The sequence below is a fragment of the Robinsoniella sp. RHS genome (genome assembly GCF_001029355.1).
Lineage (GTDB): Bacteria > Bacillota > Clostridia > Lachnospirales > Lachnospiraceae > Robinsoniella > Robinsoniella peoriensis.
In genome coordinates, this window is record NZ_JNGB01000132.1 from 18,032 (window position 1) to 39,606 (window position 21,575).

General features: G+C 41.8%; 20 protein-coding genes and 1 pseudogene. 12 read left to right on the forward strand and 9 right to left on the reverse strand.

The window, feature by feature from the left end:
* Positions 1-70: 70 nt before the first annotated feature.
* Positions 71-766, reverse strand: coding sequence for a Crp/Fnr family transcriptional regulator (locus RHS_RS25295; protein WP_047834747.1), 696 nt, complete (start codon positions 764-766; stop codon positions 71-73).
* 167 nt (positions 767-933) lie between these two features.
* On the opposite strand from RHS_RS25295, the gene RHS_RS25300 reads away from it, so the two are divergent.
* The 6 genes from RHS_RS25300 (at position 934) to RHS_RS25325 (ending at position 6,471) form a co-directional block, all read left to right on the forward strand.
* The gene (locus RHS_RS25300) at positions 934-2,115 is read left to right on the forward strand and encodes a sugar MFS transporter (protein WP_047834748.1); all 1,182 of its coding nucleotides are present in this window, start codon (positions 934-936) and stop codon (positions 2,113-2,115) included.
* Between the two features lie 50 nt (positions 2,116-2,165).
* Positions 2,166-3,113 carry a nucleoside hydrolase gene (locus RHS_RS25305; protein ID WP_047834749.1) on the forward strand — a complete coding sequence of 316 codons (948 nt, stop codon included), beginning with the start codon at positions 2,166-2,168 and terminating at the stop codon, positions 3,111-3,113.
* 113 nt (positions 3,114-3,226) lie between these two features.
* Complete coding sequence (locus RHS_RS25310) at positions 3,227-3,829, forward strand: ECF transporter S component (RefSeq protein ID WP_027295860.1); 603 nt, start codon at positions 3,227-3,229, stop codon at positions 3,827-3,829.
* Positions 3,830-3,977: 148 nt separating this feature from the next.
* Positions 3,978-4,784, forward strand: a complete 807-nt coding sequence (locus tag RHS_RS25315; protein WP_377138578.1) for an energy-coupling factor transporter transmembrane component T — start codon at positions 3,978-3,980, stop codon at positions 4,782-4,784.
* Positions 4,772-5,632: an energy-coupling factor ABC transporter ATP-binding protein gene (locus tag RHS_RS25320; RefSeq protein WP_027295859.1), complete on the forward strand. Its 861-nt coding sequence runs from the start codon at positions 4,772-4,774 to the stop codon at positions 5,630-5,632. Before RHS_RS25315 ends, RHS_RS25320 begins: the two co-directional genes overlap by 13 nt.
* Positions 5,629-6,471, forward strand: a complete 843-nt coding sequence (locus RHS_RS25325) for an energy-coupling factor ABC transporter ATP-binding protein (RefSeq protein WP_047834750.1) — start codon at positions 5,629-5,631, stop codon at positions 6,469-6,471. Before RHS_RS25320 ends, RHS_RS25325 begins: the two co-directional genes overlap by 4 nt.
* Before the next feature lie 89 nt (positions 6,472-6,560).
* Here RHS_RS25325 and RHS_RS25330 read toward each other — a convergent pair whose 3' ends face one another.
* The 3 genes from RHS_RS25330 to RHS_RS25340 all read right to left on the reverse strand — a co-directional run bounded on the left by RHS_RS25330 (position 6,561) and on the right by RHS_RS25340 (position 10,209).
* On the reverse strand, positions 6,561-8,114 hold the full coding sequence (locus RHS_RS25330; RefSeq protein ID WP_047834751.1) for a family 78 glycoside hydrolase catalytic domain: 1,554 nt from the start codon (positions 8,112-8,114) through the stop codon (positions 6,561-6,563).
* Positions 8,115-8,274: 160 nt separating this feature from the next.
* Positions 8,275-9,327, reverse strand: a complete 1,053-nt coding sequence (locus tag RHS_RS31975) for an AraC family transcriptional regulator (protein ID WP_395023536.1) — start codon at positions 9,325-9,327, stop codon at positions 8,275-8,277.
* Between the two features lie 168 nt (positions 9,328-9,495).
* Positions 9,496-10,209 carry an IMP cyclohydrolase gene (locus RHS_RS25340; protein ID WP_044293572.1) on the reverse strand — a complete coding sequence of 238 codons (714 nt, stop codon included), beginning with the start codon at positions 10,207-10,209 and terminating at the stop codon, positions 9,496-9,498.
* Between the two features lie 480 nt (positions 10,210-10,689).
* Between RHS_RS25340 and RHS_RS25345 the strand changes: the two genes are divergently transcribed.
* From RHS_RS25345 to zwf, 3 genes are all read left to right on the forward strand, one after another.
* Positions 10,690-11,739: a beta-propeller fold lactonase family protein gene (locus RHS_RS25345; protein ID WP_047834752.1), complete on the forward strand. Its 1,050-nt coding sequence runs from the start codon at positions 10,690-10,692 to the stop codon at positions 11,737-11,739.
* Between the two features lie 186 nt (positions 11,740-11,925).
* The gene (gene gndA, locus RHS_RS25350) at positions 11,926-13,341 is read left to right on the forward strand and encodes an NADP-dependent phosphogluconate dehydrogenase (RefSeq protein WP_047834761.1); all 1,416 of its coding nucleotides are present in this window, start codon (positions 11,926-11,928) and stop codon (positions 13,339-13,341) included.
* Complete coding sequence (gene zwf, locus RHS_RS25355; protein WP_044293570.1) at positions 13,338-14,735, forward strand: glucose-6-phosphate dehydrogenase; 1,398 nt, start codon at positions 13,338-13,340, stop codon at positions 14,733-14,735. Before gndA ends, zwf begins: the two co-directional genes overlap by 4 nt.
* A 20-nt stretch (positions 14,736-14,755) precedes the next feature.
* Here the strand turns inward: zwf and RHS_RS25360 are convergent, their stop codons facing one another.
* The gene (locus RHS_RS25360) at positions 14,756-15,628 is read right to left on the reverse strand and encodes a LysR family transcriptional regulator (RefSeq protein ID WP_044293569.1); all 873 of its coding nucleotides are present in this window, start codon (positions 15,626-15,628) and stop codon (positions 14,756-14,758) included.
* 201 nt (positions 15,629-15,829) lie between these two features.
* On the opposite strand from RHS_RS25360, the gene lysA reads away from it, so the two are divergent.
* A complete protein-coding gene (lysA, locus tag RHS_RS25365) occupies positions 15,830-17,089 on the forward strand; it encodes a diaminopimelate decarboxylase (RefSeq protein WP_044293568.1) in 1,260 nt (419 codons plus the stop codon).
* 70 nt (positions 17,090-17,159) lie between these two features.
* Here lysA and RHS_RS31980 read toward each other — a convergent pair whose 3' ends face one another.
* Complete coding sequence (locus RHS_RS31980) at positions 17,160-17,354, reverse strand: helicase associated domain-containing protein (protein ID WP_083267287.1); 195 nt, start codon at positions 17,352-17,354, stop codon at positions 17,160-17,162.
* A 430-nt stretch (positions 17,355-17,784) separates the two neighbouring features.
* Entirely contained in the window at positions 17,785-18,621 is an 837-nt protein-coding gene (locus tag RHS_RS25370; protein WP_047834753.1) for a NisI/SpaI family lantibiotic immunity lipoprotein, read from the reverse strand.
* Between the two features lie 365 nt (positions 18,622-18,986).
* Here RHS_RS25370 and RHS_RS25375 point away from each other — a divergent pair, with 365 nt between their 5' ends.
* Both RHS_RS25375 and RHS_RS25380 read left to right on the forward strand, forming a co-directional pair.
* Positions 18,987-20,225, forward strand: a complete 1,239-nt coding sequence (locus RHS_RS25375; protein WP_047834754.1) for an ammonium transporter — start codon at positions 18,987-18,989, stop codon at positions 20,223-20,225.
* Between the two features lie 19 nt (positions 20,226-20,244).
* Positions 20,245-20,601 carry a P-II family nitrogen regulator gene (locus tag RHS_RS25380; RefSeq protein WP_395023537.1) on the forward strand — a complete coding sequence of 119 codons (357 nt, stop codon included), beginning with the start codon at positions 20,245-20,247 and terminating at the stop codon, positions 20,599-20,601.
* Between the two features lie 54 nt (positions 20,602-20,655).
* On the opposite strand, the pseudogene RHS_RS31985 reads toward RHS_RS25380, so the two are convergent.
* Together RHS_RS31985 and RHS_RS25385 are read right to left on the reverse strand one after the other, a co-directional pair.
* Positions 20,656-20,742, reverse strand: a pseudogene (locus RHS_RS31985) (hypothetical protein); the annotation flags it as partial.
* Positions 20,743-20,786: 44 nt separating this feature from the next.
* The gene (locus RHS_RS25385) at positions 20,787-21,329 is read right to left on the reverse strand and encodes a GNAT family N-acetyltransferase (protein ID WP_027295844.1); all 543 of its coding nucleotides are present in this window, start codon (positions 21,327-21,329) and stop codon (positions 20,787-20,789) included.
* Positions 21,330-21,575 lie beyond the last annotated feature (246 nt).

Genomic DNA, 21,575 nt, shown 5'->3' on the forward strand with positions numbered 1-21,575 from the left:
AATTTTATATGATAGTATCTCCATACCCTCACTGGCTGTGCCGGCAGTAGATGGAATACAACCCCCAATTTTATATAATAATATCCCCATACCGCTCCGACAGCAGCTGAAAATGTTCTTTTTCAATCCTGATTTTACCTTTTCTAATACATAGATAGTTATTTTCCTCTAAGGAAGCCACCATCCGATACAACGTTCTCAGGTTCATATGAAGCCTTTCAGCCAGCACCGCTCTTGTAAGGGTACATGTATATGGAATCTGGTGGCACGCCTGTAAATAGAGGTAATGTCCCAGAATATCCTTTGAGTTAAATAAATTTCCTTTTTCAGCACATGCCATATTGGCAGCCGTAATATTTCCCATCACAGTCAGTGTCTGAAAGCACAGCCTGCTGTTATTCTGGATAATACGGATAAACCGCTCCACCGGAATACGGTAAACAATACATTTGCACTCAGCCAGCACATAAGCAGTATAATAGTTGATATTATTCAGATACTCTACAAGTCCCAGAATATCAAGGGGCCTCAGATATTCTATGACATTATTTTCATTCCATGAGATCTGATTCCAGACAGACGCCCTGCCGCTGATCAGGAAATAAAAGTAATCCAGGGGATCTTTCTGGCTCAGTATAGCTTCGTTTTTTTCAAAAATCAGGAGATCTTCTTTGGATGCCATTCCAGACAGCGAGATAAGCGGGTTCTGTTGGTTATATTTTTGTTCCAGAATAATTTCCAGTATCCGTTCTGAATTATAAATCATGTTTTTATTACTCCTTTCGTCAAAATCTCAAAAAAACTGACACTTGTCATTTTTATTATTGTAAAGCTGTGGTAAATTAATGTCAAGTTAGAAAAAGTTTTGTGGTAATTCCACAAAATATATCCGGATATCTTTAACTAAAATAAAAAAAGAATAGGAGCAGCGAGATGAAAACGAGATATAAGGTGATTGGTTTTTTGGCATTTGCCATGTATTTTCTCACAGGCGCAACTTGTGTACTGGTGGGCAGCAGTCTTCCCCAGCTGGTTGAAATGTATGGGATGACATTAGAAAAGGTCGTTTTGCTGGGGTCGGCTTATGCACTGGGAAGAGTTTTAACTGTATATATTACAGGTAGAATGACAGAGAAGCTGGGACCGGTAAAGGTACTGGCCGCAGGCATTATCCTGACAGCGAGCTTCCTGCTGGGAATCCCGTTAATCGTTAATTTTTATGCAGGTATGGTATTTGCATTCCTGGGGGGAGTCGGCATGGGAACCCAGGACGCAGTATGCCCCGTATTATTAAGTGTTGTATTTAAGAAAAATTATGCAAGCTCCCTGAGCGGAGGACAAGGGCTGTTTGGCCTTGGAACCTTTGTGACACCATTTTTAATCGGAGTACTTTTGACAGGGAAACTGCCCTTCTACTGGTGCTATTTTGTACTGACAGGAGTTGCTGTCATTATGCTGGCATGCATTCCCTTTGCCAAAATTGAAGAAACTGTGCAGGGGGAAGGTGCAGAAGAACACATCGAACCTCTCTATGTAAAAAAGACCTGGACTGCATATGCCGGTATCTTTACCGTAGTTGCTGCATTTAGTGCAGTTTCCAGTACTCTGGGGCTGTATATATCCAGCTTTGCACAGAGTATGGGAAGCTCAGAGGCTTCCGGGGCATTTATGCTCACTGTGTATAATGTGGGATGTGTCATCGGAGGGTTTGTATTTATATGGGTACTAAAATACATCAAAAGCCAGACCGTCCTGTTAATAAACTGTATCGGAGCATTTGCCGCAATTGCAGTCTCCATGATCGTAAATACTACACAGTTTTATTTTATCGGATTATTTATAACAGGCTTGTTCCTGGGCGTCCTTTTCAGTGTCATCGTAGCCATCGCAACGCGCATTAATTCCAAACGTGTAAGCGTGGCAAGCTCTTTAGTAGCAACTGCAAGCGGCATCGCTGATTTCCTGACACCGGTGATTACAGGAATGGTTATATCCAGGCTGGGTATCGGGTTCTCATTTAAATTTACGTTAATTATGCTGGCAGTGTGCATCGCATCTGCAGCAGTCTTAAAGCTGATTACATCAGAGGATAAAGAAAAAGTAACCGTTCTGTAGATTTATGTAGCACTATTTAAAATATCAGAAAATATAAGGAGATTATAATTATGAACCAGAAGAAAAAAATAATCATTGACACAGATTGCGGATCAGACGATGCAATGGCGATTGCCATGGCACTCAACGATCCTGCATACGAAATTGTAATGATTTCAACCGTTTCCGGAAATGTAAATGCTGTTCAGGCTACGATAAATACACTGACTACTATTGAATATGCAGAAACCTATGAGCCGCCGGTATATCAGGGTGCAGATAAAATGCTCCTAAAAGAGCTGGTATACGCACACGAAACACATGGAAACGACGGTATGGGGGACATTGGACTTGTACCCGAGAGATTAAAAGTTCAGGATGGAAACGGAATATTAGAGATGCTTGCGTGTTTAAGAGACAGCGAACCTGGGGAAATTGATATTATAGCACTTGGACCACTGACCAATCTTGCAATTGCGATCCGTCTGGATTATGAGGCAATGCAGAAGGCAGGACGCATCGTCATTATGGGAACGGCAGGACTCGGCGCAGGTAATGTTACGCCAACAGCAGAATTTAATATCTGGCAGGATGCAGAAGCCGCAAAAATTGTTACGGAATCCGGGCTTAAAGAAATCATATATGTTGGCTGGGATGCATGCCTTGGTGATTGTATGCTGAACCCCCGGGAGATCGAAAAAATCAGAAATGGAAGCAAACTGGGTAAATTTGCAATTGACTGCAACAAAAATCTGATGGAGATGAATATTGAACGATTTGGAGATGCCTATCTGGATATGGCTGATCCTTCCGCAATGGCAGCTGCGCTCTACCCGGAGTGTATTGAGAAATGCAATAAATACTTCTGTGAGGTAGATACATCCAACGGACCAAGCTACGGTACTGTTCTGGTTGATGTAAATTATTTCTCAGGAAAAGAACCAAATGTATACATCTGCAGCAAGCTGTATGCGGATAAGTATAAAAACTACATTTACAAGACATTAAAAGTAGAATAAGCATCCCCTCAAAGAGAATCACAAAATACACATCTTACGGGGCCAGGGAAAAGCTGTAAAACAATGTAAACACAAGGGGAAACCCCAATAAACCCATAAGGAGGAGGATAAGGATGAGCAGGAAAACCAGTTCTATCAAAGATGATTTTACCATACTGGCGCAGTTAATGATACCGGTATGTGTCGCAGTAAACTTTGTGGGTGGACAGCTTGCAGCGATCTTAAAGCTCCCTGTATATCTGGATGCAATCGGAACCTTTTTCATCGCTATGCTCTGCGGCCCCTGGGTATCGGCTGTCACCGGAATGCTGTCCAACATTGTTGCCGGGATTGCCAATCCTTCTAATTTTCCCTTTCTCCCTGTGGGTGTCATAATTGGTATCACGGCTGGCTTTTTAGCTAAAAAAAGAATGTTCACCGTGTGGTGGAAATGGATTATTTCCATTCTTATTTTGTCAGCCGTGTCCATTCTGGCAGCCGCTCCGGTGGTAGTTCTTCTATACGGAGGAATTACAGGGGGCGGTACATCCATTATCACGGCTGTAGCAATGGCAGCCGGGGCGAATATCTGGACTGCATTTTTCGGAACGGAAGGCATTTTTACCGTGTTGGACCGGATCATCTCCTTTATCATCTGCTGGCTTGTCTTAAGAGTGATACCAAAAAGGACTCTCATCAAGTTCCTCTGCGGACAATACTACATCAAAGAAACGTAACAGAATCCATATAGTACTGTACCCTGACCGGATTATGGGTCAGTATCTGCTAAAATATTCCTCTGTATCAACAGCGTATTAAATTATATAATACAAGCGCATGATCATTGAAAGGATCATATGCCTGCAAAGAGAAGGATGGTCTATTATGGAAAAAACATACACAGAAAGAATACAGATTTACAAATCTAATAAGCTTGCAGCATTATATCCGGCTTCCAAGCTGCGAATTGCCGTACTGTATATCGTCTGCACATATATCATCAGTACTTTAAAATTCACAGACGTCCTGCTGCCTCTTTTGCTGCTGCCGGAATTTCTGACTGTATTAATCTTATGTAAGTTAAGCGGGGTAATGAAAGAAAGCTGGAAGGCATTGAAAACAATTACATTTATTGCATTATTTATCTTATTAGTACAAACCTTCTTTGTCCCCGGGGGCGAACTGGTCTGCCGGCTGGGCTTGCTTACAATATATGAAACGGGACTTCAGACAGGCATATCCTTATCTTTTATGATACTTAATATTGCCGGTATTTTTGTATGGATCTTTCAGACCACAGAGAACAGAGAGATCGCAAGCGTGCTTGAGGATTCTGGCATGAACTATAAAGCAGTCTTTGTATTTACCTCCACACTGCAGATGATAGAAGTATTGGAAAAAAACAGTAAAATAATTATGAATGCGCAGAAAGCAAGAGGTGTGGAGACGGAAGGGAATATCTTAATCCGTGCAAAAGCATTTGTTCCGGTGCTGATCCCTTTAATCCTGAACTCGGTAATTGGAACCGAAGAACGGGTGCTGACACTGGAAGCCAGGGGATTTTCCATGCCTGGCAAGAGAACCCATTTGTTTCAGGTACAAAGAAGCGGATATGAGAAGATTGCTGAGGTTATAGCCGCCGTTATAACATGCAGCATACTGGCGGGGAGGATTTGTTTATGGATACTATAATCGAAATGAGGGGTGTAACTTATTATTACCCCCTGACCAAGACACCCGCTGTCAGCGGACTTAATCTCAGGATTGAGCGGGGAAAAGTATATGGTGTGATTGGGGAAAATGGTTCCGGCAAAACGACGTTCTGTGCTCTGGTTCGTGGTTTTGCTCCCGGTTTTTATCAGGGGGAGCTTGCCGGAAAAGTACTGGTTGAAGGAAAAGACATCGCAGAATATGGCGGTGATCTTGCGTCTAAGATCGGCTATGTATTCCAGAATCCGTTTAATCAGTTAAGCGGAGTGAAAAGCACGGTATTCGAAGAAGTTGGATATGGACTTGAAAATTTCGGCATTAGGCCTGATGAAATGGAACAGAGAATAGTGGATGCAATGAAGCTGACAGAAATTGAAGAACTGGCAGAAAAAAATCCGCTTGAACTTTCCGGAGGACAAATCCAGCGAGTGGCACTTGCCTCCGTACTCGTACTGGACCCTGATATTCTGATAGCAGACGAACCCACAAGCCAGCTTGATCCGGAAGCAACAGAAAGCGTATTTGCAATTATTCATGCCTTAAAGCAAAAAAAGAAAACGGTCATACTAGTTGAACATAAGATGGATCTCGTCGCAGAATATGCAGACGAGGTACTTGTATTTCATAAGGGGCGCCTGGCTGCATCCGGAGAGACAGCAAAGCTTCTGTCTGACATGTCACTTCTTAAGTCGGGTGTTTTGCTGCCTCAGGCTGCGAGACTTGGAAACCTTTTAAAAGAGATGGGTTTTCCACTTGACCGGATTCCGGTAACAGAGGAACAGGCAGTAAATCTGATACAGAGGACATTTCGGGAGAGGGGCGGCATATGAGCGAAATTATTCTAAATAAAGTGAACTATACTTATCCCAATGGCAGTCTGGCAGCAGATGATATCAGTCTCCACATAAAAAGCGGGGAAAACGCAGCCGTCATTGGTAAGAATGGTGCCGGTAAAACTACACTTGCAAAAATGCTGAACGGGCTGCTCAAACCGCAGCAGGGCGATGTATTTATAGGCAATCGGAATACCAAAGACTACACTACGGCTCAAATTTCCAAATTAGCTGGCTATGTATTTCAAAATCCTGACGAACAGATTTTTCATGCAACCGTGGAAAAAGAAGTAGCTTTTGCTCCCAAAAGAATGAAATTAACAAAGGAAGATATCATAAGACGCACACAAGAGGCATTGAAACGCACCAAACTGGAAGAATACAGAGAAGAAAACCCTTATAATCTCCCGCTGTCTCTGAGAAAATTTGTGACGATAGCGGCAGTCTTAGCAATGGAGCCTGACATATATATCTTCGACGAGCCGACAGCCGGGCAGGACATGGAAGGAAACCGTAAGCTTATAGAAATTCTGCGGTATCTGCACAGTAAAGGAAAGACAGTGATTACAATCACCCACGACATGGAATTTGTGGCAGAAAACTGTAAAAAAATAATTGTCATGGCTAACAACAAAATTATCCGTACCGGTTCTCCTGAAGAAATATTCCGGGATATGGAAGTAATGAAAGCAGCAAACCTAAAGCCGCCGTCTGTCAGCAGAATTTGCACACAACTGGGTTTCCCAGGCCCTATACACACCAGAGATGCCGCAGAGCTGATTCTAAAGCACTGGCAGAATTTGCAGCAAGACCCGAATTTTACAATATCCACATAACTATTTAAAACGCAGCGCTAAAAAGTCGCAGGCTATACAAAAACCCCGTAAGATACAAATTCCTACGGGGTTTTGTAATGCTGCTTTTTCTAAAGAAGCTCTCTTAGAATGTAAGCCGGCGTACAACTCCATGCATGGCAGTAACTGTTCACCATGGAAGATCCATATGGTGATTCCTCCGGATTTTCCGGATTATACATTTCCCAGAAAGTATCTGCTCCCTGGTTCACCATTCCGCCCCAATAGTAAGTCATGTAATCCATTGCCTTATCTTTTTCACCGCAGAGCAGAAGTGCTTCTACGAAATGATGGTTCATATATGGTGTTACCATTCCTTTTTCGGGATGCATTCTGATAATCCGATTGATCAGTGCACGGCTTTCATCCATAGGAAGAACCCCTGCCAGAATCATCCACACCTGGCTGGCAAATGAAATCTGTCTGTCTTTTCCGCTTATAAACACCTGGGACTCTTCATCCCAAAGACATTTTTTCGCGCCTTCGATACAGCGGTTTCTTTCCTGTTCCAGTTCCATTTTCATTTGGTCTTTTCCCAGAATTTCAGTTAGTTCAATTGCCGCATTTAACGTATAGATGTAAATTGCCTGTGCACTTGCCTGTTTATTCAGTCCATCTGTCCAGTCTACAAAACACCAGAATCCTTCATCGTCCTGTATCACATAATTTTCATCCAGGCGTTTTCTGGATAGCTCAATCTGGCGGTATGCACTATCCCAAAGTTCCTCCACAACCGCAAGCTCACCAGAAGCATGATAATAGTCCTTTAAGATAGAAACAAAGAACAGCGAATAATCAAATAAAAATGTATCATCAACAAGATATTCCGGTTCTGTAAACAGGCAGGCCCCGATCGCCCCATCTTCTCTGGTAAGCCCGGCGAACAAATACATACAGCGCTTTACAAGACCTAAGTTTTTGAAAGTTGCATAATTAGCCAATGCCTGAAGCCTTAAATCTCCAATCCACAGTCTTCTATCCCTCTTGGGACCGTCTTCAAATACATCCTGCATACAGTTTTGCAGGGTACGCAGGCTCACCTGATCCATCCGGCTGATCTGGTCACTGACACCTGGCAGTTTCGGCAAGTCATCCATATCTACAGAAGCAACGGCTCTGCAGGATGCTTCCTCAATTACCACCTGGAACTTCATAGAAGTATCTATAGCATAGATTTCTAAGTAGCGAAAAGCATAACGACGAGGCAGGGTAATTTCCTGGGGCAGTACATCTAAATGCAGAAATTCTTCCTGTATCCAGCTTCTGCTGATCCATCCGTCATATTCTGAGGAATCTTCTGTCAGTTCCTTTGCTATTTCTCCGAATTTCAGCCTGAGATAAGCCGGCGCATCCTGCGGGCTGCCTACACTTTTTAACCTCATGGTAAAGTAGCCTACCTGATGATCCCCGAAATCAAGTACAATAGAGTCTCCTTTTTTAAGAGCAATGTTTCCCATTTCACTCACATCTGCCCGGTGTTCTGTCTGTCCATTTTCTTTAACCGTTACAATATCTACTGGTTTTATGATTTTTTCAATTAATTCAGGACTGTATTTCATCGCCTTGTCCACAAATTTCTGATTTACTTTACGCTTCATTTCTAAGTCTATGCTTACTGCCGCCATCTTTATGACCTCCTGTAATCTGCGGTGCTTCCCGATTCATTCCGGAGCACCCATAATCTGAAACTTTCGTCTGCTGTGGGTTTCTTTATATTATATCTGATTTTAACACCACAGCCTCAAACTTCCAATGGTCTAATTTATGGTCTTGACTTGATATTTTTTAAGATATGATTTTTCTTCTTCTAAATTCTCCCGGAGTCATTCCAAATTCCTTCTTAAACAGCCTGGAAAAGTGCTCCGGATTTGGATAACCGATCATTTCACAAATAGTCATAATACTCAGGTCTGTATGTTCCAGAGCATAGCATGCCTTCTCCAGTCGGATATTTTTTAAGATCTCTACAAAGTTCTGCCCCGTATTCTCCTTAATCAATTTACTGAAATGGGGGACACTGAAATTAAAATGTTCCGCCGCTGATTTCAGCGTTATCCCGGCATAATGATTCTGGAAATAATTCAGTACCTCCAGCATATCCAGATTCTTATGATTCGTATTCAGAAAACTTTCCATATGATTTTCATGGTTCCGGAGCAAAAGGCAAAAAAACGTCATGACTTGATTTTTCATAATTGTTTCAAAATACTTTACCCGCTCTTCATATTCCATATATAAATCTTCCACCAGAGAACGTATTCCCTCATCTTTACCGGTATGGAACAACAGATAATTATTCTCCGTCTTATCATAAAGAATATGGGCAAAGAATTGAGACAACACATTCTTTCCGGTGAAAATATCAAAAAATACTTCGTGGAAAGTACTTGCCTTAAGCATAATATTAATAACAATACTGTCATCGAATACTGCGATGCTGTGTTTTGTTTTGGGGGGCAGGATGCAGACATCCCCCTCACTGCATGCATATTTCACATTTTGTATCGTATTTTCACAGGTTCCCTCGTATACATAGAATATCTCATAAAATTCATGCTCATGAATGTACTCCGGGGAATACCGGTAGTGTTTCTGGATTACAATATGGTCCGATGAAGTTCCAAAAAGTTCATTTTCATTTAAATAGTTCAGCCATTTTCCATGTATAGCCGGAACATACAGTTCATGTTCCCTGATATACTCCCGGTTTATCCTGGCTACAAAATCTTCAAATCCATCCGGCCGCAAATGTTCTTCTTCGTACAGATTTTTATAGAATACCTCATCCTCATGATATGCTTTTATAAATTCCTTGAAATGTTCCTTACAGATCTTCATATATCTTATAGATCCTCTCTGTTTACAAATGTCTAGGGGCTAACCCGATTATATGATAAACCTGTGGTATTTGCAAATCAAACCGGCTTATGGAAATTTACTGTCAATTAAAAAAAGCGGTTCCCGATATTTTCGGGAATCCGCTCCTTTTCCACTGCTCTGAAATTCTTATTTATTCTTATTTACAATCCTTGTCTCATAAGTACCGTCTGCTATATCTATAAAACGTACAAACAGAGAAACCTTATTATCCTCATTCAGGCTTGTCCATAATGTATTGGTAAATGCATCAATCTCATCCGGGATTGCCACTAATTTGGGCTCTCCTTCGAAGCTTGGAAGTGGATCGCCATCACACTGGTAGGTGTGGATAAAATGTCCTTCTCCTGCTACACAGTTTTCATATGCAAAGGTATAACGGTTACAGGATTCCGGATTTCCATTGTCACTTTTCAAAATTGACATTGCATAGTTATATTTTCCGTTCTCTAAATGCATGATTCCGGAAATACGAGGTGTGTAATTAGGCGCATCCGGCTCAAACTCTCTGCTGCGAAGAGACTGCTCAAAAGTCATCTGTCTGTCCATTCCCTCATAGATGGTATCCGTCTGATCCCCATTGGTCACGATGGTTTTATTGCCCAGTACACGAACCGGTGCATAGATAATCAGGCTTGGATCGGTGAGCTTGGATGGGTCAAATGCCTGTGTACGGATTCCTTCACCATCTTCTACAAATATACGGTTTCTGCTGTTTTCGCTTCTGCCCATGATAAAGTAAGCTGTCACTGCTTTGGTTCCATCTGCTGATCTGCCGATTACAATTCCTCTTCCCGGATATGTGTTCTGCTGCAAATCCTGTTCAATTGAAATCATCTTCATTATCTTTTCTCCTTTGCTCTGCATGTTTTGTTTTATATGTTATTTTTACCACTGTTTTCATTATATACTATTTTGCCGTTCTGTCGATACATATTTTTAAAATTTCATGTGATTCCAGGGGTGTTTTATTTTTACATTACTGCCGCAAAGAGGATGTACCAATTGATGAATGGATTTTTGAATCAGGCTTAGATCGTTTATATTATATTTTATTATCTTGACACTTTCTTCCTGAAAGCATATAATAAAACAATAATAATTACTATTACTAGTATTTTACTAGTTATTACAAATCGAAAAATCTGCCTGTTTTTATTTCATATTTTGATCTGTCATTATCAAATTCCGCATATTTATATACAAAATGTGCCGGATATCATGAAGTCTGGGAATATTTGAAATGTCAGAGGTTACACTAATATTTCAGATATGACTCATAAAACAGGAGTCTTCGAGCATCTATCATCAGGGAGGATTGTCATGAACATATTAAATGGGTATATCGGAACATATTATTCAGAAAAAAGTCCGGGAATTTTTCATTTTCAATTTAATACAATTACAGGAGCGCTAACGGATCCATCCTTATTTTATCCGGCAAGAAACGCAAAATGTGCCGCTCTTTGGGAAAACTCTCTGGCTGTGCCATTGGAAAAAGACGGCAAGGCAGGGGTCTGTCTTTTGGATACCGCTTCAGAATCCTCCTTTATGCAGGGAAAAACAGAGTTATCTGCGGAACACAAAAAGGTATGCATGGAGTTATTGGCAGAGCATAAAACGGCATGCTTTCTATATCAGGACAGCTCATGTATTTACACAGCCAATTATCATGAAGGCACTGTCTGCATTTACCAAAAAGAGACGGAAGGCCTTATCCTTTATAAAAAAATTGAAATTGCACCTCTGGCGGGCTGCCATCAAATACTTTTCCATAGCCATTATATGCTGGTTCCCTGTCTGGAAATGGATGAAATACGTATCTTTGATGCATCCGCTGACTATCAGACTGCCGGTACCATAAGTTTTCCGAAAGGCAGCGGACCCAGACACGGCATATTCAATATGAGCCATAACCGGTTGTATGTAGTCAGTGAACGCAGTAATGAATTGTTTACCTTTGCTTTGAGCGATGATTTGGATTTCCGGCGTTTGTCACAGATTTCAGTTCTGAACCCGGAAAGCCACAGCGGCAGTGAGAACGCATCTGCAGCAATCCGCCTCTCACCGGATGAGCATTTTCTATATGTTTCCGTCCGGGGGGCTGACATGATTACGGTAATATCCCTTACCAGTGAGTTTCCTAAGGCAATTCAATATGCTTCCTGTCAGGGCAGCCATCCCAGGGATTTTATTCTTTCACCTAATGGTCGCTACCTTATAACGGTTAACCGTACTTCAAATGAAATGGTATGTCTGTGCAGAAACAGCATTACCGGATTTCTGGAGGATGTCTGTTCCAGAGTTCCCATAGCCGAAGGAGTTGGCATTATTTTAGAAGCAGAAACACTATCAAAAACAAAAAGCAGATGATCCGGTTAAATATCAGATTTACGCTAAATGATGCGGGTATTTTGGGATATATCCTAAATCCGCTGAACATGAATTTCATATAGCTGAAGGAAAATGTAAAATAGAAAGGATGCCACAGGGTTTATCCTTCAGTATAACTAAATGTGGCAGTATTGCAAGGAACATGCAATGCTTAAGGTATACAGAATGAAAAAATTAGATATAGGAATTATAGGATTAGCAGTTATGGGCAGAAGCCTGGCACTTAACATGGCGGACCATGGTTTTATGGTTGGCGGGTATAACAGAAGCAGGGAGGTAACAGATACACTTATACAAGACCACCCACATGAAAATTTTACACCTTATTATGATTTGAAAGAGATGGTCGAGGCATTGGCAGCTCCCAGAAAAATTATGCTGATGATACAGGCGGGAAAACCAGTAGATCTTGTAATTGAACAATTAATCCCTTTACTTCAGCCGGGTGACATTATAATGGATGGTGGAAATTCATTTTTTGAAGATACCAGGAGACGGTACACTTTATTAGAAGAAAAAGGAATTCATTACTACGGTGTAGGCATTTCCGGCGGTGAAAAAGGAGCGCGTTTCGGTCCGTCCATTATGCCGGGTGGAAACAGGGATACTTACGATGAAATCAAGCCTGTCCTGGAAGCAATTGCCGCCCGTGCAAAAGGAGAACCCTGCTGCAGTTACATGGGACCTGATGGTGCGGGACACTATGTAAAAATGGTTCATAACGGTATTGAATATGCGGATATGCAGCTGATTGCAGAATCATATCTTCTGCTGAAACATGCGGGCGGATACGATAATCAGGCAATTGGGGACATATTCGCACAGTGGAATCAGGGCGAGCTGCAAAGCTATCTGATCGGTATCACAGCAGACATCTTCCATGAAAAAGATGATTTCCAGGAAGGCGAACTTCTGGATTATATCCTGGACAGTGCCCAGCAGAAAGGCACAGGAAGATGGGCAAGTATTGAAGCTTTAAAACAGGGCGTTGATATTTCCATGATTACAGCCGCATGCAACGCAAGAATTATGTCGAATCGTATAGAGGAACGGAAAGAAGCCGGCGAACGCCTCCATGGACCGTCTGTATCTGCTTCGAAACAACATGATGAATACTTCGGGGAAATTGTCCGGGAAGGACTCTACGCTGCCAAGATAGCAGCTTACGCCCAGGGTTTTTCCATGCTAAAAGATGCTTCTTCCCTATATGACTGGAATCTGGATTTCGGTAATATTGCAGCAATTTTCCGGGCAGGCTGCATTATTCAGGCGGAATTCCTAAACGATATTACTCTTGCTTTTCGTAAAAACCCGCAATTAGATAATCTGATCCTGGATGACTTTTTCTTATCCAGAATTGATCATAACTTAAAAAGCCTCAGAACTGCGGTAATTACCGGAATCAACAATGGCATTCCCATGCCTGCAATGGCCAATGCACTCTCCTATATCGACGCTTTTCGTGGCGATGCAGTAGGGGCAAACCTGATTCAGGCACAACGGGACTGCTTTGGTGCCCACACTTACAAGCGGATCGACAGAGATGGCAGCTTCCATCACGATTGGGGGAAATTATCATGAATCAAAATCTGACATTTACAATATTCGGCGGAACAGGTGATCTGACATTTCGTAAGCTTTTACCGGCTCTTTATAATATGTGTGTTTCCGGGCGCCTTGGTGCAGACGACCGGATTGTAATTATCGGAAGACGCAGTTACAGCGATGATGATTACAGGGCAATTGCCCGGGACTGGGTATCTAAATTCTCCAGACTTCCTTATACAGAAGAGGATTTTGCCGGATTTGCATCCAGAATCCATTATTACCAGATGGATTTTTCGGATAAGGAAGCATATGAAGGACTAAACCGTTATTATCAGGAACATCAGCTTTATTCCCATATCTTCTATTTTGCCGTAGCCCCCCGCTTCTTTGGTATTATTGTAGAAGGGCTGACCGGCGTAGACGGTGCGGAAAACGGCAAGGTGATCATTGAAAAACCTTTCGGTGAAAATCTGGCTGCTGCTGATGCACTGAATCAAAAAATGGAGGCATTTTTTTCTCCTGATCATATTTACCGCATTGATCATTATCTGGGTAAAGAAATGGTACGTAATATCCAGACAATACGCTTTACCAACCCTATCTTCAGCAATCTCTGGAGTGCAGAGCATATTGAATGCATCCAGATATCTGCACTGGAAGATGTAGGCGTTGAGACAAGAGGCGGCTATTATGATTCCAGCGGAGCACTAAAAGATATGGTCCAGAACCATCTATTTCAGATATTATCCATCGTAGCCATGGAGCAGCCGGAACAATTTTCCGGTTCGGAAATGCACGCGGAACAGATTAAAGTTCTACGGTCTCTGCGGCCTGTTAAAGCAAAAAATATTAAAGATTCCCTGCTCCTGGGGCAATACGAAGGATATCTGGAAGAAAAAAATGTTGATCCCAACTCCACTACAGAGACTTATGCGGCTCTGCGCCTTTTTGTAGAGAATAAACGCTGGAAAAACATGCCTTTTTATATACGTACCGGAAAAAAACTGGGACACAGGGAAATGGATGTGGCAATTGTTTTTCGCCGCTCTTCACCTGAGATAGCGCCAAATATTTTAAATATAAAAATCCAGCCGACAGAAGGCGTATATCTCCAGTTTAATATCAAAAACCCAGGTGATACGGATGAGATCGTTCAGACCAAAATGGATTTCTGCCAGAGCTGTCTGGATATTTTCCGGATCAATACACCGGAAGCTTATGAACGTATGCTGGACGCGTGCATGCAGGGTGAACGCTCCTGGTTCTCACAGTGGGATCAGATCGAAACAAGCTGGAAATTTATTGAGAATATACGTAAAGTTTACTATAAGCAAAACCTTCCCGTATATCCTTATACACCAGAAACCAACGGTCCCACAGAGGCTGACGAATTCCTGAATCACTATAACCATGAATGGTTTGAATAGGAGGGCTGACACCTCCATTATTACCCCGTTGTATAAATCATATTTTTAAAATCCGCCACTGCTTTTTTCTGCGTCTTTAAATCTTTCGTAATGAAATAACTTTGGATTACAGGCGCAGCAAAATCCAGCAGCGGAATTTCTCTTAACCTTTGATCCTCAAGATACTTCCCCACAAAACTGCGGGGCAGAAAACTGTATCCGATACCATCCAGCAGATATGGGAGCAATTTTGTACTTTTATCAATTTCAAATGGAAACGGGTTCTTTTTCGGGAATATATCCCGCATAAAATTGCCCCCCTCACCTAATACAAAATCACAGTAGAGATAATACAGATTCTGCAGTATGTCCCTGGTAATGCCTTTCTCATATTCTGTATTATTCCACGAAGTTACCAGTACCAGTTCATCAGTCTGAAATGGAATGCAGGTAAATCCGGTTCTCTCTGTGGGTACAAAGGTAAAAATCACATCCAAAGTCCCATCCTGCAGCATCCTGATCAGCTTATTGGAGTGGTCAATAATTACTTTTACCGAAATGTCAGGACATTCCCTTAATATCCTCGACATGCATTTTGTTAAATGGCAGTCGTACACTGTATTAACCGTCCCTATGCGCAGGTGTTCCGCAAAGCTGTGCAGCATCCCCAGTTCCATAACTGCCGTATGTTCCAGCTCCACAATACGTTTGGCATATGGAAGAAACCGCCTCCCCTCTTCTGTCAGTTCCACAGACTTCTTCTGCCTGATAAACAGCTTTTTCCCCAGTTCCTTTTCCAATTCCATAATGCGGTTAGTTACAGTGGACTGAACAATATAATACTGGTCTGCCGTCTGGGTAAAATTTTTAAGTTCCGACAGAGTGAGAAATGTTTTTAAATTTTCAATATTCAACGGTTTTCTGTTCTCCTTTACTATCGATATTATCGATTATTTTCTCCATAAAGATTCATTATACAAATCATAAAGAAAACGTTATAATAAGTCAAGATAAAGTTCTTTTATCGTTAACATACATTAACCTGAACACAATTTCAAACAACAAACACGCTCTAATCAAAACAATAAATACAAAAAATACATGGGGGTAACAGCATGCAAAAGATTTACACAAAAGTAACTGATCAGACACATTTTTTTGAAAATCAGAATCCGGTAGAATTAGCAGCCGCTTACGGCACACCGGTTTACGTATATAATGAAAGAATTTTAAGAGAGCGCTGCCGTGATCTTAAAAACATGGTCACCTATCCAAAATTCGTAGTGGATTTTTCTGCAAAGGCAAACAGCAATCCTGCTCTTCTCCAGATTGTAAGGTCGGAAGGCCTGGAAGTAGATGCCATGTCACCGGGAGAGATTTATATTGAAAAACTGGCCGGTTTTACTTCAGACGAAATATTCTATATCGGCAATAATGTATCCGATGAGGAAATGCAGTATGCCATCTCAGAAGGTGTTCTGGTAAGCGTGGATTCCATCAGCCAGTTAGAACGCTATGGACGCCTGGCACCAGGAAGCCGTGTGGCAATCCGTTTTAACCCCGGGGTCGGTGCAGGACACCATGAAAAAGTAGTAACCGCAGGAAAGAAAACAAAATTCGGTGTGGACCCGGTATTTATACCTCAGGTAAAAGAAATATTGGAGAGATTTCAGCTTACTCTTGCAGGTATCAACCAGCATATCGGCTCACTTTTTATGACCGGAGACGCTTTCGTCAAAAGTCTGGGTTCTTTATTTGCAATAGCAAAACAATTCCCGGAGCTGGAATTTATAGATATGGGCGGCGGCTTTGGCATCCCATATAAGAAAGAAGATGGAGAAGCACCTCTGGATCTGAAAGAGCTGGGCATGAAAATTGATGAAGCATTATTTAAATTCAGCGAACAATATGGAAGACAGCTTACTTTCCGCATCGAACCAGGCCGTTATATCAGTGCCGAATGCGGTGTGCTCTTGAGTGAGGTTCATTCCATAAAATATAATTATAATAATAAATATATTGGCTGTGATACAGGATTTAATGTACTGTCACGACCTATTTTATACGATTCATATCATGGTGTGGAGATTTATCGTGGAAGCGATACACCTTCTGAACGGGAAGAAGCCGTAACCATTGTGGGCAATATCTGCGAAAGCGGTGATATACTGGCAAAAGACAGGCACCTGCCGGAAATCCAGGAAGGTGACATTCTTGGCATTCTGGATGCAGGCGCTTATGGGTATGTTATGAGTTCTAACTATAACAACCGCCTCCGTCCAGCTGAAATCTTAATACGGGAAAGCGGAGAAGTGGTAGTAATCAGGGAACGGGAGACTTTGGATGACTTGAAGAATCATCTGGTATTACTATAAGCTTACTCATAAACTGTATATAAAAATGAAAATGACTGCATCAGCTTCTTTAGCTGGTGCAGTCAGACTTTTATTTAGCCGGTATATTATCCTGTTCCCGGAGGCACATGCTGCGAAGTCCCCACAGCATACCTATTTGATTAAGTTTCTCTACTTTTTCATCATCCAGACTGTAGGATCGTATACCGCGCTTCCGTTCCCGCTGTGCATTGATCCAGTACCCCAATCGGTAACCTCCATTACTTGAAGCATAATCCTGAGCAATTCCAAAATCCCCCGAAACAGTACTGCCTTTTTACATCCGGAGAATCTCATGCTTCCCTGCCAGTCTCCGTATTCCATGTAATAGATGTGAATAAAGAAAAAATACCGGGAACGTTTTGAGAAGAAGGGGTGGTTCAGGTATGGTTCCACTTCTTCTGCACATCCATTGCCGCCATCTGACGATCTGTGTGCTGCTCTTTCGTTGATACACGAACGTATCCATATTGTCGAATTTTCAATTTATTCCCTCCATCTACATCTATTTTCATAATTATTATGCCACGAAACAGTAATTTCCCTTACTGGTATTTTCTATCAATTGATTCCACCAATTAAAAAAGCGAAAAATCTGTCATTTTTGACAAGATTTTTCGCATCTTTATGTTGGTTATAACCGAAATCATAAAATACCCCATTTATAAAATTACAATTTACTGCTCCTTTTTTATTACTGCTTTTAAAAACTGATCATTAATTTTTACTGCAACTGCTTCCTCTTCTTCCACACCCGGTAAGCTATATATTCCTCCATAATACCAATCCATTCTCTGCTGCCTGGAAAGCCGCCCCGGTACCGTTTCAATTTCCATAAGATCTGCCCTGGGAATTGCCCGCCCGGTGTTGTTATCAAATATATAATGCTCCCCTGAATTCCCCAGGTATTTTCCATCTGATGCTTCTGGCACCTGGATATCTGTGATCTCATAGATCTGGTTCCCCCTTAACAACTCCCTGCAGTTCCGGGAATTCACTTTCCAGGCATCCGCACCTTCTGCCTCGATCCTTTCAAAAGAAATAATCCTGGATTTCTGCTCATCATCCGGATGAGTGACAGCCTTATGAAATCCATTTCCCACATCAATCACTACATCATCTTCCGTCTGGCTATCCTTCAACTGAAATACATTCAAAAATGTGACCATACAATCCGAATTTTCAGGCAGTTCCTTTCCCAGATCTGCCATATCCGTCAAATTTTCTTCTATCTCTTTTTCCAGAACAACCTGGTTCTGATCATTTAGATATACATATTTCTGTATATAGCCAATCCAGTCCCCCAGCTGATCCCGCCCTAACGTATCCTCCAGAATGGTATATTCTTTATTACCCATATAAAACCTGGACGCATCCTCCTCATTAACTGTACACTGCTCTTTTCCTTCCCGGTTTCTTTTAACTGCTTCTTTAAGCAAACCGCATCCTGCCGCAGATATACATAATACCGCTGCAACTGCTGCAGCCATCCATATTTTTATTCCTTTTTTCATGTTTTCCTTCCTCTCTGTATTTCATGATACACGTTCCTGCAATATCCAGTAGTTCATCACACTGCTGATTTATGGACTACTGGAACCTTGGTGAAAATTCAGACTCTATAAACTAAATTCTTTATCTGTTTCACTTTTATATCATGATCATAACAATAAAATATAAGGAATCTATAAATTTATTTCTGCAAATCTAATTTCCTACGGATTTCCAATGAATTACAAATATTTCTTGCATCTTAAAATGAACTGTGCTATGATACATCCGAACGAAGGTGTTCAGATAATACATACGTGTTATCTGAACACCTTTTTTATTTATAAATGCGACATTACACTAAATCTATCTGTTAGGAGGTCTTTCTATGAATACTGGTGATACTGCTTTTCTTTTAATTTCAGCCGCTTTGGTCTTCCTTATGACACCGGGGCTGGCATTTTTCTACGGCGGGCTGGTGCGGCGCAAAAATGTATGCAATACTATGATGGCATGCGTTTCTATAATGGGGCTGTCCATTGTCATGTGGATTTTATTTGGCTACTCCCTCTCCTTTGGCGGAAATCATCTTGGCATTATCGGTGATTTCAGATGGTTTTCCTTTCAAGGGGTGGGAATGGATGCCGGCCCATATTCCGATACTCTGCCCCATCTGGTATTTGCTGCATTTCAGATGATGTTTGCCATGATCACTCCTGCTCTGATTACAGGTGCCCTGGTTGGGCGTATGCGGTTTAAAGCTCTCTTCCTGTTTATATGCCTATGGTCTGTCATCGTCTATTATCCGTTAGCCCATATGGTCTGGGGCGAAGGCGGTTTCCTTTCAGCTATTGGCTCCATTGATTTTGCCGGCGGTAACGTAGTTCACATCAGTTCCGGAGTCAGCGCACTTCTTCTTGCACTCTTCCTTGGAAGAAGGCGTGGATACGAGACCACTTCATACCGGATACACAATATTCCATTTGTGGTTCTTGGTGCATCACTGCTCTGGTTTGGATGGTTTGGATTCAATGCTGGAAGCGCTCTTGGTGCAAATGGATTGGCTGCTCATGCATTTATAACCTCTGCACTGTCTGCAGCAACTGCTCTATTATCCTGGATGTTGATCGATGTGATAAAAGAAGGTAAGCCAACCATCGTAGGTGCATCCACCGGCCTTGTGGTAGGTTTGGTAGCAATCACACCGGGTGCCGGGTTCGTCCCCGTCTGGTCTGCATTTATAATTGGCGGACTGGTCAGCCCAATCTGCTATGTTACCGTAACTTTTATTAAAAAGCACCTGAAAGCAGATGATGCCCTGGATGCTTTTGGATGCCATGGAATAGGCGGAATATGGGGCGGTATTGCAACCGGCCTGTTTGCCAGAAGCTCCATTAACAGTACGGCAAAATGGGATGGTCTGGTATTTGGGGATACCCGCCTGTTCATGGCACAGATCACTGGCATTCTGATATCCATTGCCGTTGCGGCAGCAGGAACCTTAATCTGTGTGGGAATTGTAAAACTGTTCACACCACTTCGGGTAACTCCCAAGGTGGAACAGCTTGGTCTTGATATTTCAGAACACGGCGAAAGCGCTTATCCATCTTTCAATGGATTTGATTAAGAAACAGGAGGATTCATTCATGATTATTAAAATAGAAGCAATCGTACGGGAAGAAAAATTTGAAGATGTAAAGGAAGCTCTGGATGCAATTCAGGTAAATGGGATCACCATTTCCCAGGTCATGGGCTGCGGTGTACAGCGCGGATACAAAGAAATCGTACGTGGAACCCAGGTAGATCTGATGATGCAGCCTAAAATTAAATTCGAAATTGTAGTATCCTCAGAAGAATGGGAGGAAAAGGTAATAAATGCCATTCAAAAAGCCGCCTTTACAGGAGAAGTGGGCGATGGAAAGATATTCTGTTATGAAATCCGAAGTGCAATGAAAATCCGTACCTGTGAAACAGGCTATGAGGCGCTGCAGTCAGATAATTAATATAAAAAGCGTGTATGAAAAGTAAGACCAAACTTCTTTTCAAACACGCTTATATTAAAATTTCAAGAACTGTTTTACCGGTACTCCGTATACCGGACATTTTGCTATTTCATCTGTTTCTTCCATTATAAATCCGCAAACCGGGCATACATAAAAGTTTTAATTCTATCTCTGCAGCTTCTGTACTACATGTCTCTATCAAATTCCCACTCTTCTTTTAAAATTCCATATTCATACGTATCCTGCCATATTGGTTTCCCATTTACATCAGACTTAAAGAAAATATTCTTAACCAAAAATCCTTCCCTTCGCATTCCAAGACGTTCCATCAGTTTCCAGGACTGCTGATTCCCCGGATTACACTTAGCCACCACGCGGCGGACTCCCCAATTCTGAAACCCTTCTTCCAGCAGTGCCTTTGCCGCCTCTGCCGCATATCCCCGCCCCTGGTACTTATTATTGAATACATACCCAATCTCCCAGGTATCAAACTTTCCTCTTTCAAAATAAAGGTTCCCGATCATTTTCCCGTTTTCCTGGAGACACACTGCCCAAAATGCCTTGCTGACCGAACGGATTCTGGCCTCCTCCTGGCACTTCTCCCTGGAAAAAACCTCATATGGTTCATAATACACAACTTCTTCATCCGCCAGATATTCATACAGGTCCTCCCAGTCACTTTCCAGAAATCTACGGATGATCAGACGTTTCGTTTTCAATTCCTTCATAAATTCCTCCCTGCTGCCATTGAATCTGTCAGTTCAAGTCTGATTGCTTTTCTTATACTCCTATATTATGAAAATCCGGAATAAAACTCTTCAATATAAATTCTATGGGGACATTATAGCCTATCATTCAAAAAATAACAAGTAAAAGCAGGTGTAGTTTACCTGTCGTATTATACCTGTGCCTATGCTTTCCCATCGTTTTTCCAAATAGTCAAAAAAGGCAGCGCCCAGATGGGTGCCGCCATT

What these genes read in the sequence shown, in the direction of transcription:
- RHS_RS25370 (WP_047834753.1), bottom strand. Translation starts at nt 18,621, where the DNA reads ATGAAAAAAGGAATAAAAATATGGATGGCTGCAGCAGTTGCAGCGGTA.
- RHS_RS25325 (WP_047834750.1), top strand. Translation starts at nt 5,629, where the DNA reads ATGAGCGAAATTATTCTAAATAAAGTGAACTATACTTATCCCAATGGC.
- RHS_RS25295 (WP_047834747.1), bottom strand. Translation starts at nt 766, where the DNA reads ATGATTTATAATTCAGAACGGATACTGGAAATTATTCTGGAACAAAAA.
- RHS_RS25305 (WP_047834749.1), top strand. Translation starts at nt 2,166, where the DNA reads ATGAACCAGAAGAAAAAAATAATCATTGACACAGATTGCGGATCAGAC.
- RHS_RS25345 (WP_047834752.1), top strand. Translation starts at nt 10,690, where the DNA reads ATGAACATATTAAATGGGTATATCGGAACATATTATTCAGAAAAAAGT.
- RHS_RS25385 (WP_027295844.1), bottom strand. Translation starts at nt 21,329, where the DNA reads ATGAAGGAATTGAAAACGAAACGTCTGATCATCCGTAGATTTCTGGAA.
- RHS_RS25315 (WP_377138578.1), top strand. Translation starts at nt 3,978, where the DNA reads ATGGAAAAAACATACACAGAAAGAATACAGATTTACAAATCTAATAAG.
- RHS_RS25310 (WP_027295860.1), top strand. Translation starts at nt 3,227, where the DNA reads ATGAGCAGGAAAACCAGTTCTATCAAAGATGATTTTACCATACTGGCG.
- RHS_RS25375 (WP_047834754.1), top strand. Translation starts at nt 18,987, where the DNA reads ATGAATACTGGTGATACTGCTTTTCTTTTAATTTCAGCCGCTTTGGTC.
- RHS_RS25340 (WP_044293572.1), bottom strand. Translation starts at nt 10,209, where the DNA reads ATGAAGATGATTTCAATTGAACAGGATTTGCAGCAGAACACATATCCG.
- RHS_RS31975 (WP_395023536.1), bottom strand. Translation starts at nt 9,327, where the DNA reads ATGAAGATCTGTAAGGAACATTTCAAGGAATTTATAAAAGCATATCAT.
- zwf (WP_044293570.1), top strand. Translation starts at nt 13,338, where the DNA reads ATGAATCAAAATCTGACATTTACAATATTCGGCGGAACAGGTGATCTG.
- RHS_RS25320 (WP_027295859.1), top strand. Translation starts at nt 4,772, where the DNA reads ATGGATACTATAATCGAAATGAGGGGTGTAACTTATTATTACCCCCTG.
- RHS_RS25380 (WP_395023537.1), top strand. Translation starts at nt 20,245, where the DNA reads ATGATTATTAAAATAGAAGCAATCGTACGGGAAGAAAAATTTGAAGAT.
- RHS_RS25300 (WP_047834748.1), top strand. Translation starts at nt 934, where the DNA reads ATGAAAACGAGATATAAGGTGATTGGTTTTTTGGCATTTGCCATGTAT.
- RHS_RS25330 (WP_047834751.1), bottom strand. Translation starts at nt 8,114, where the DNA reads ATGGCGGCAGTAAGCATAGACTTAGAAATGAAGCGTAAAGTAAATCAG.
- lysA (WP_044293568.1), top strand. Translation starts at nt 15,830, where the DNA reads ATGCAAAAGATTTACACAAAAGTAACTGATCAGACACATTTTTTTGAA.
- gndA (WP_047834761.1), top strand. Translation starts at nt 11,926, where the DNA reads ATGAAAAAATTAGATATAGGAATTATAGGATTAGCAGTTATGGGCAGA.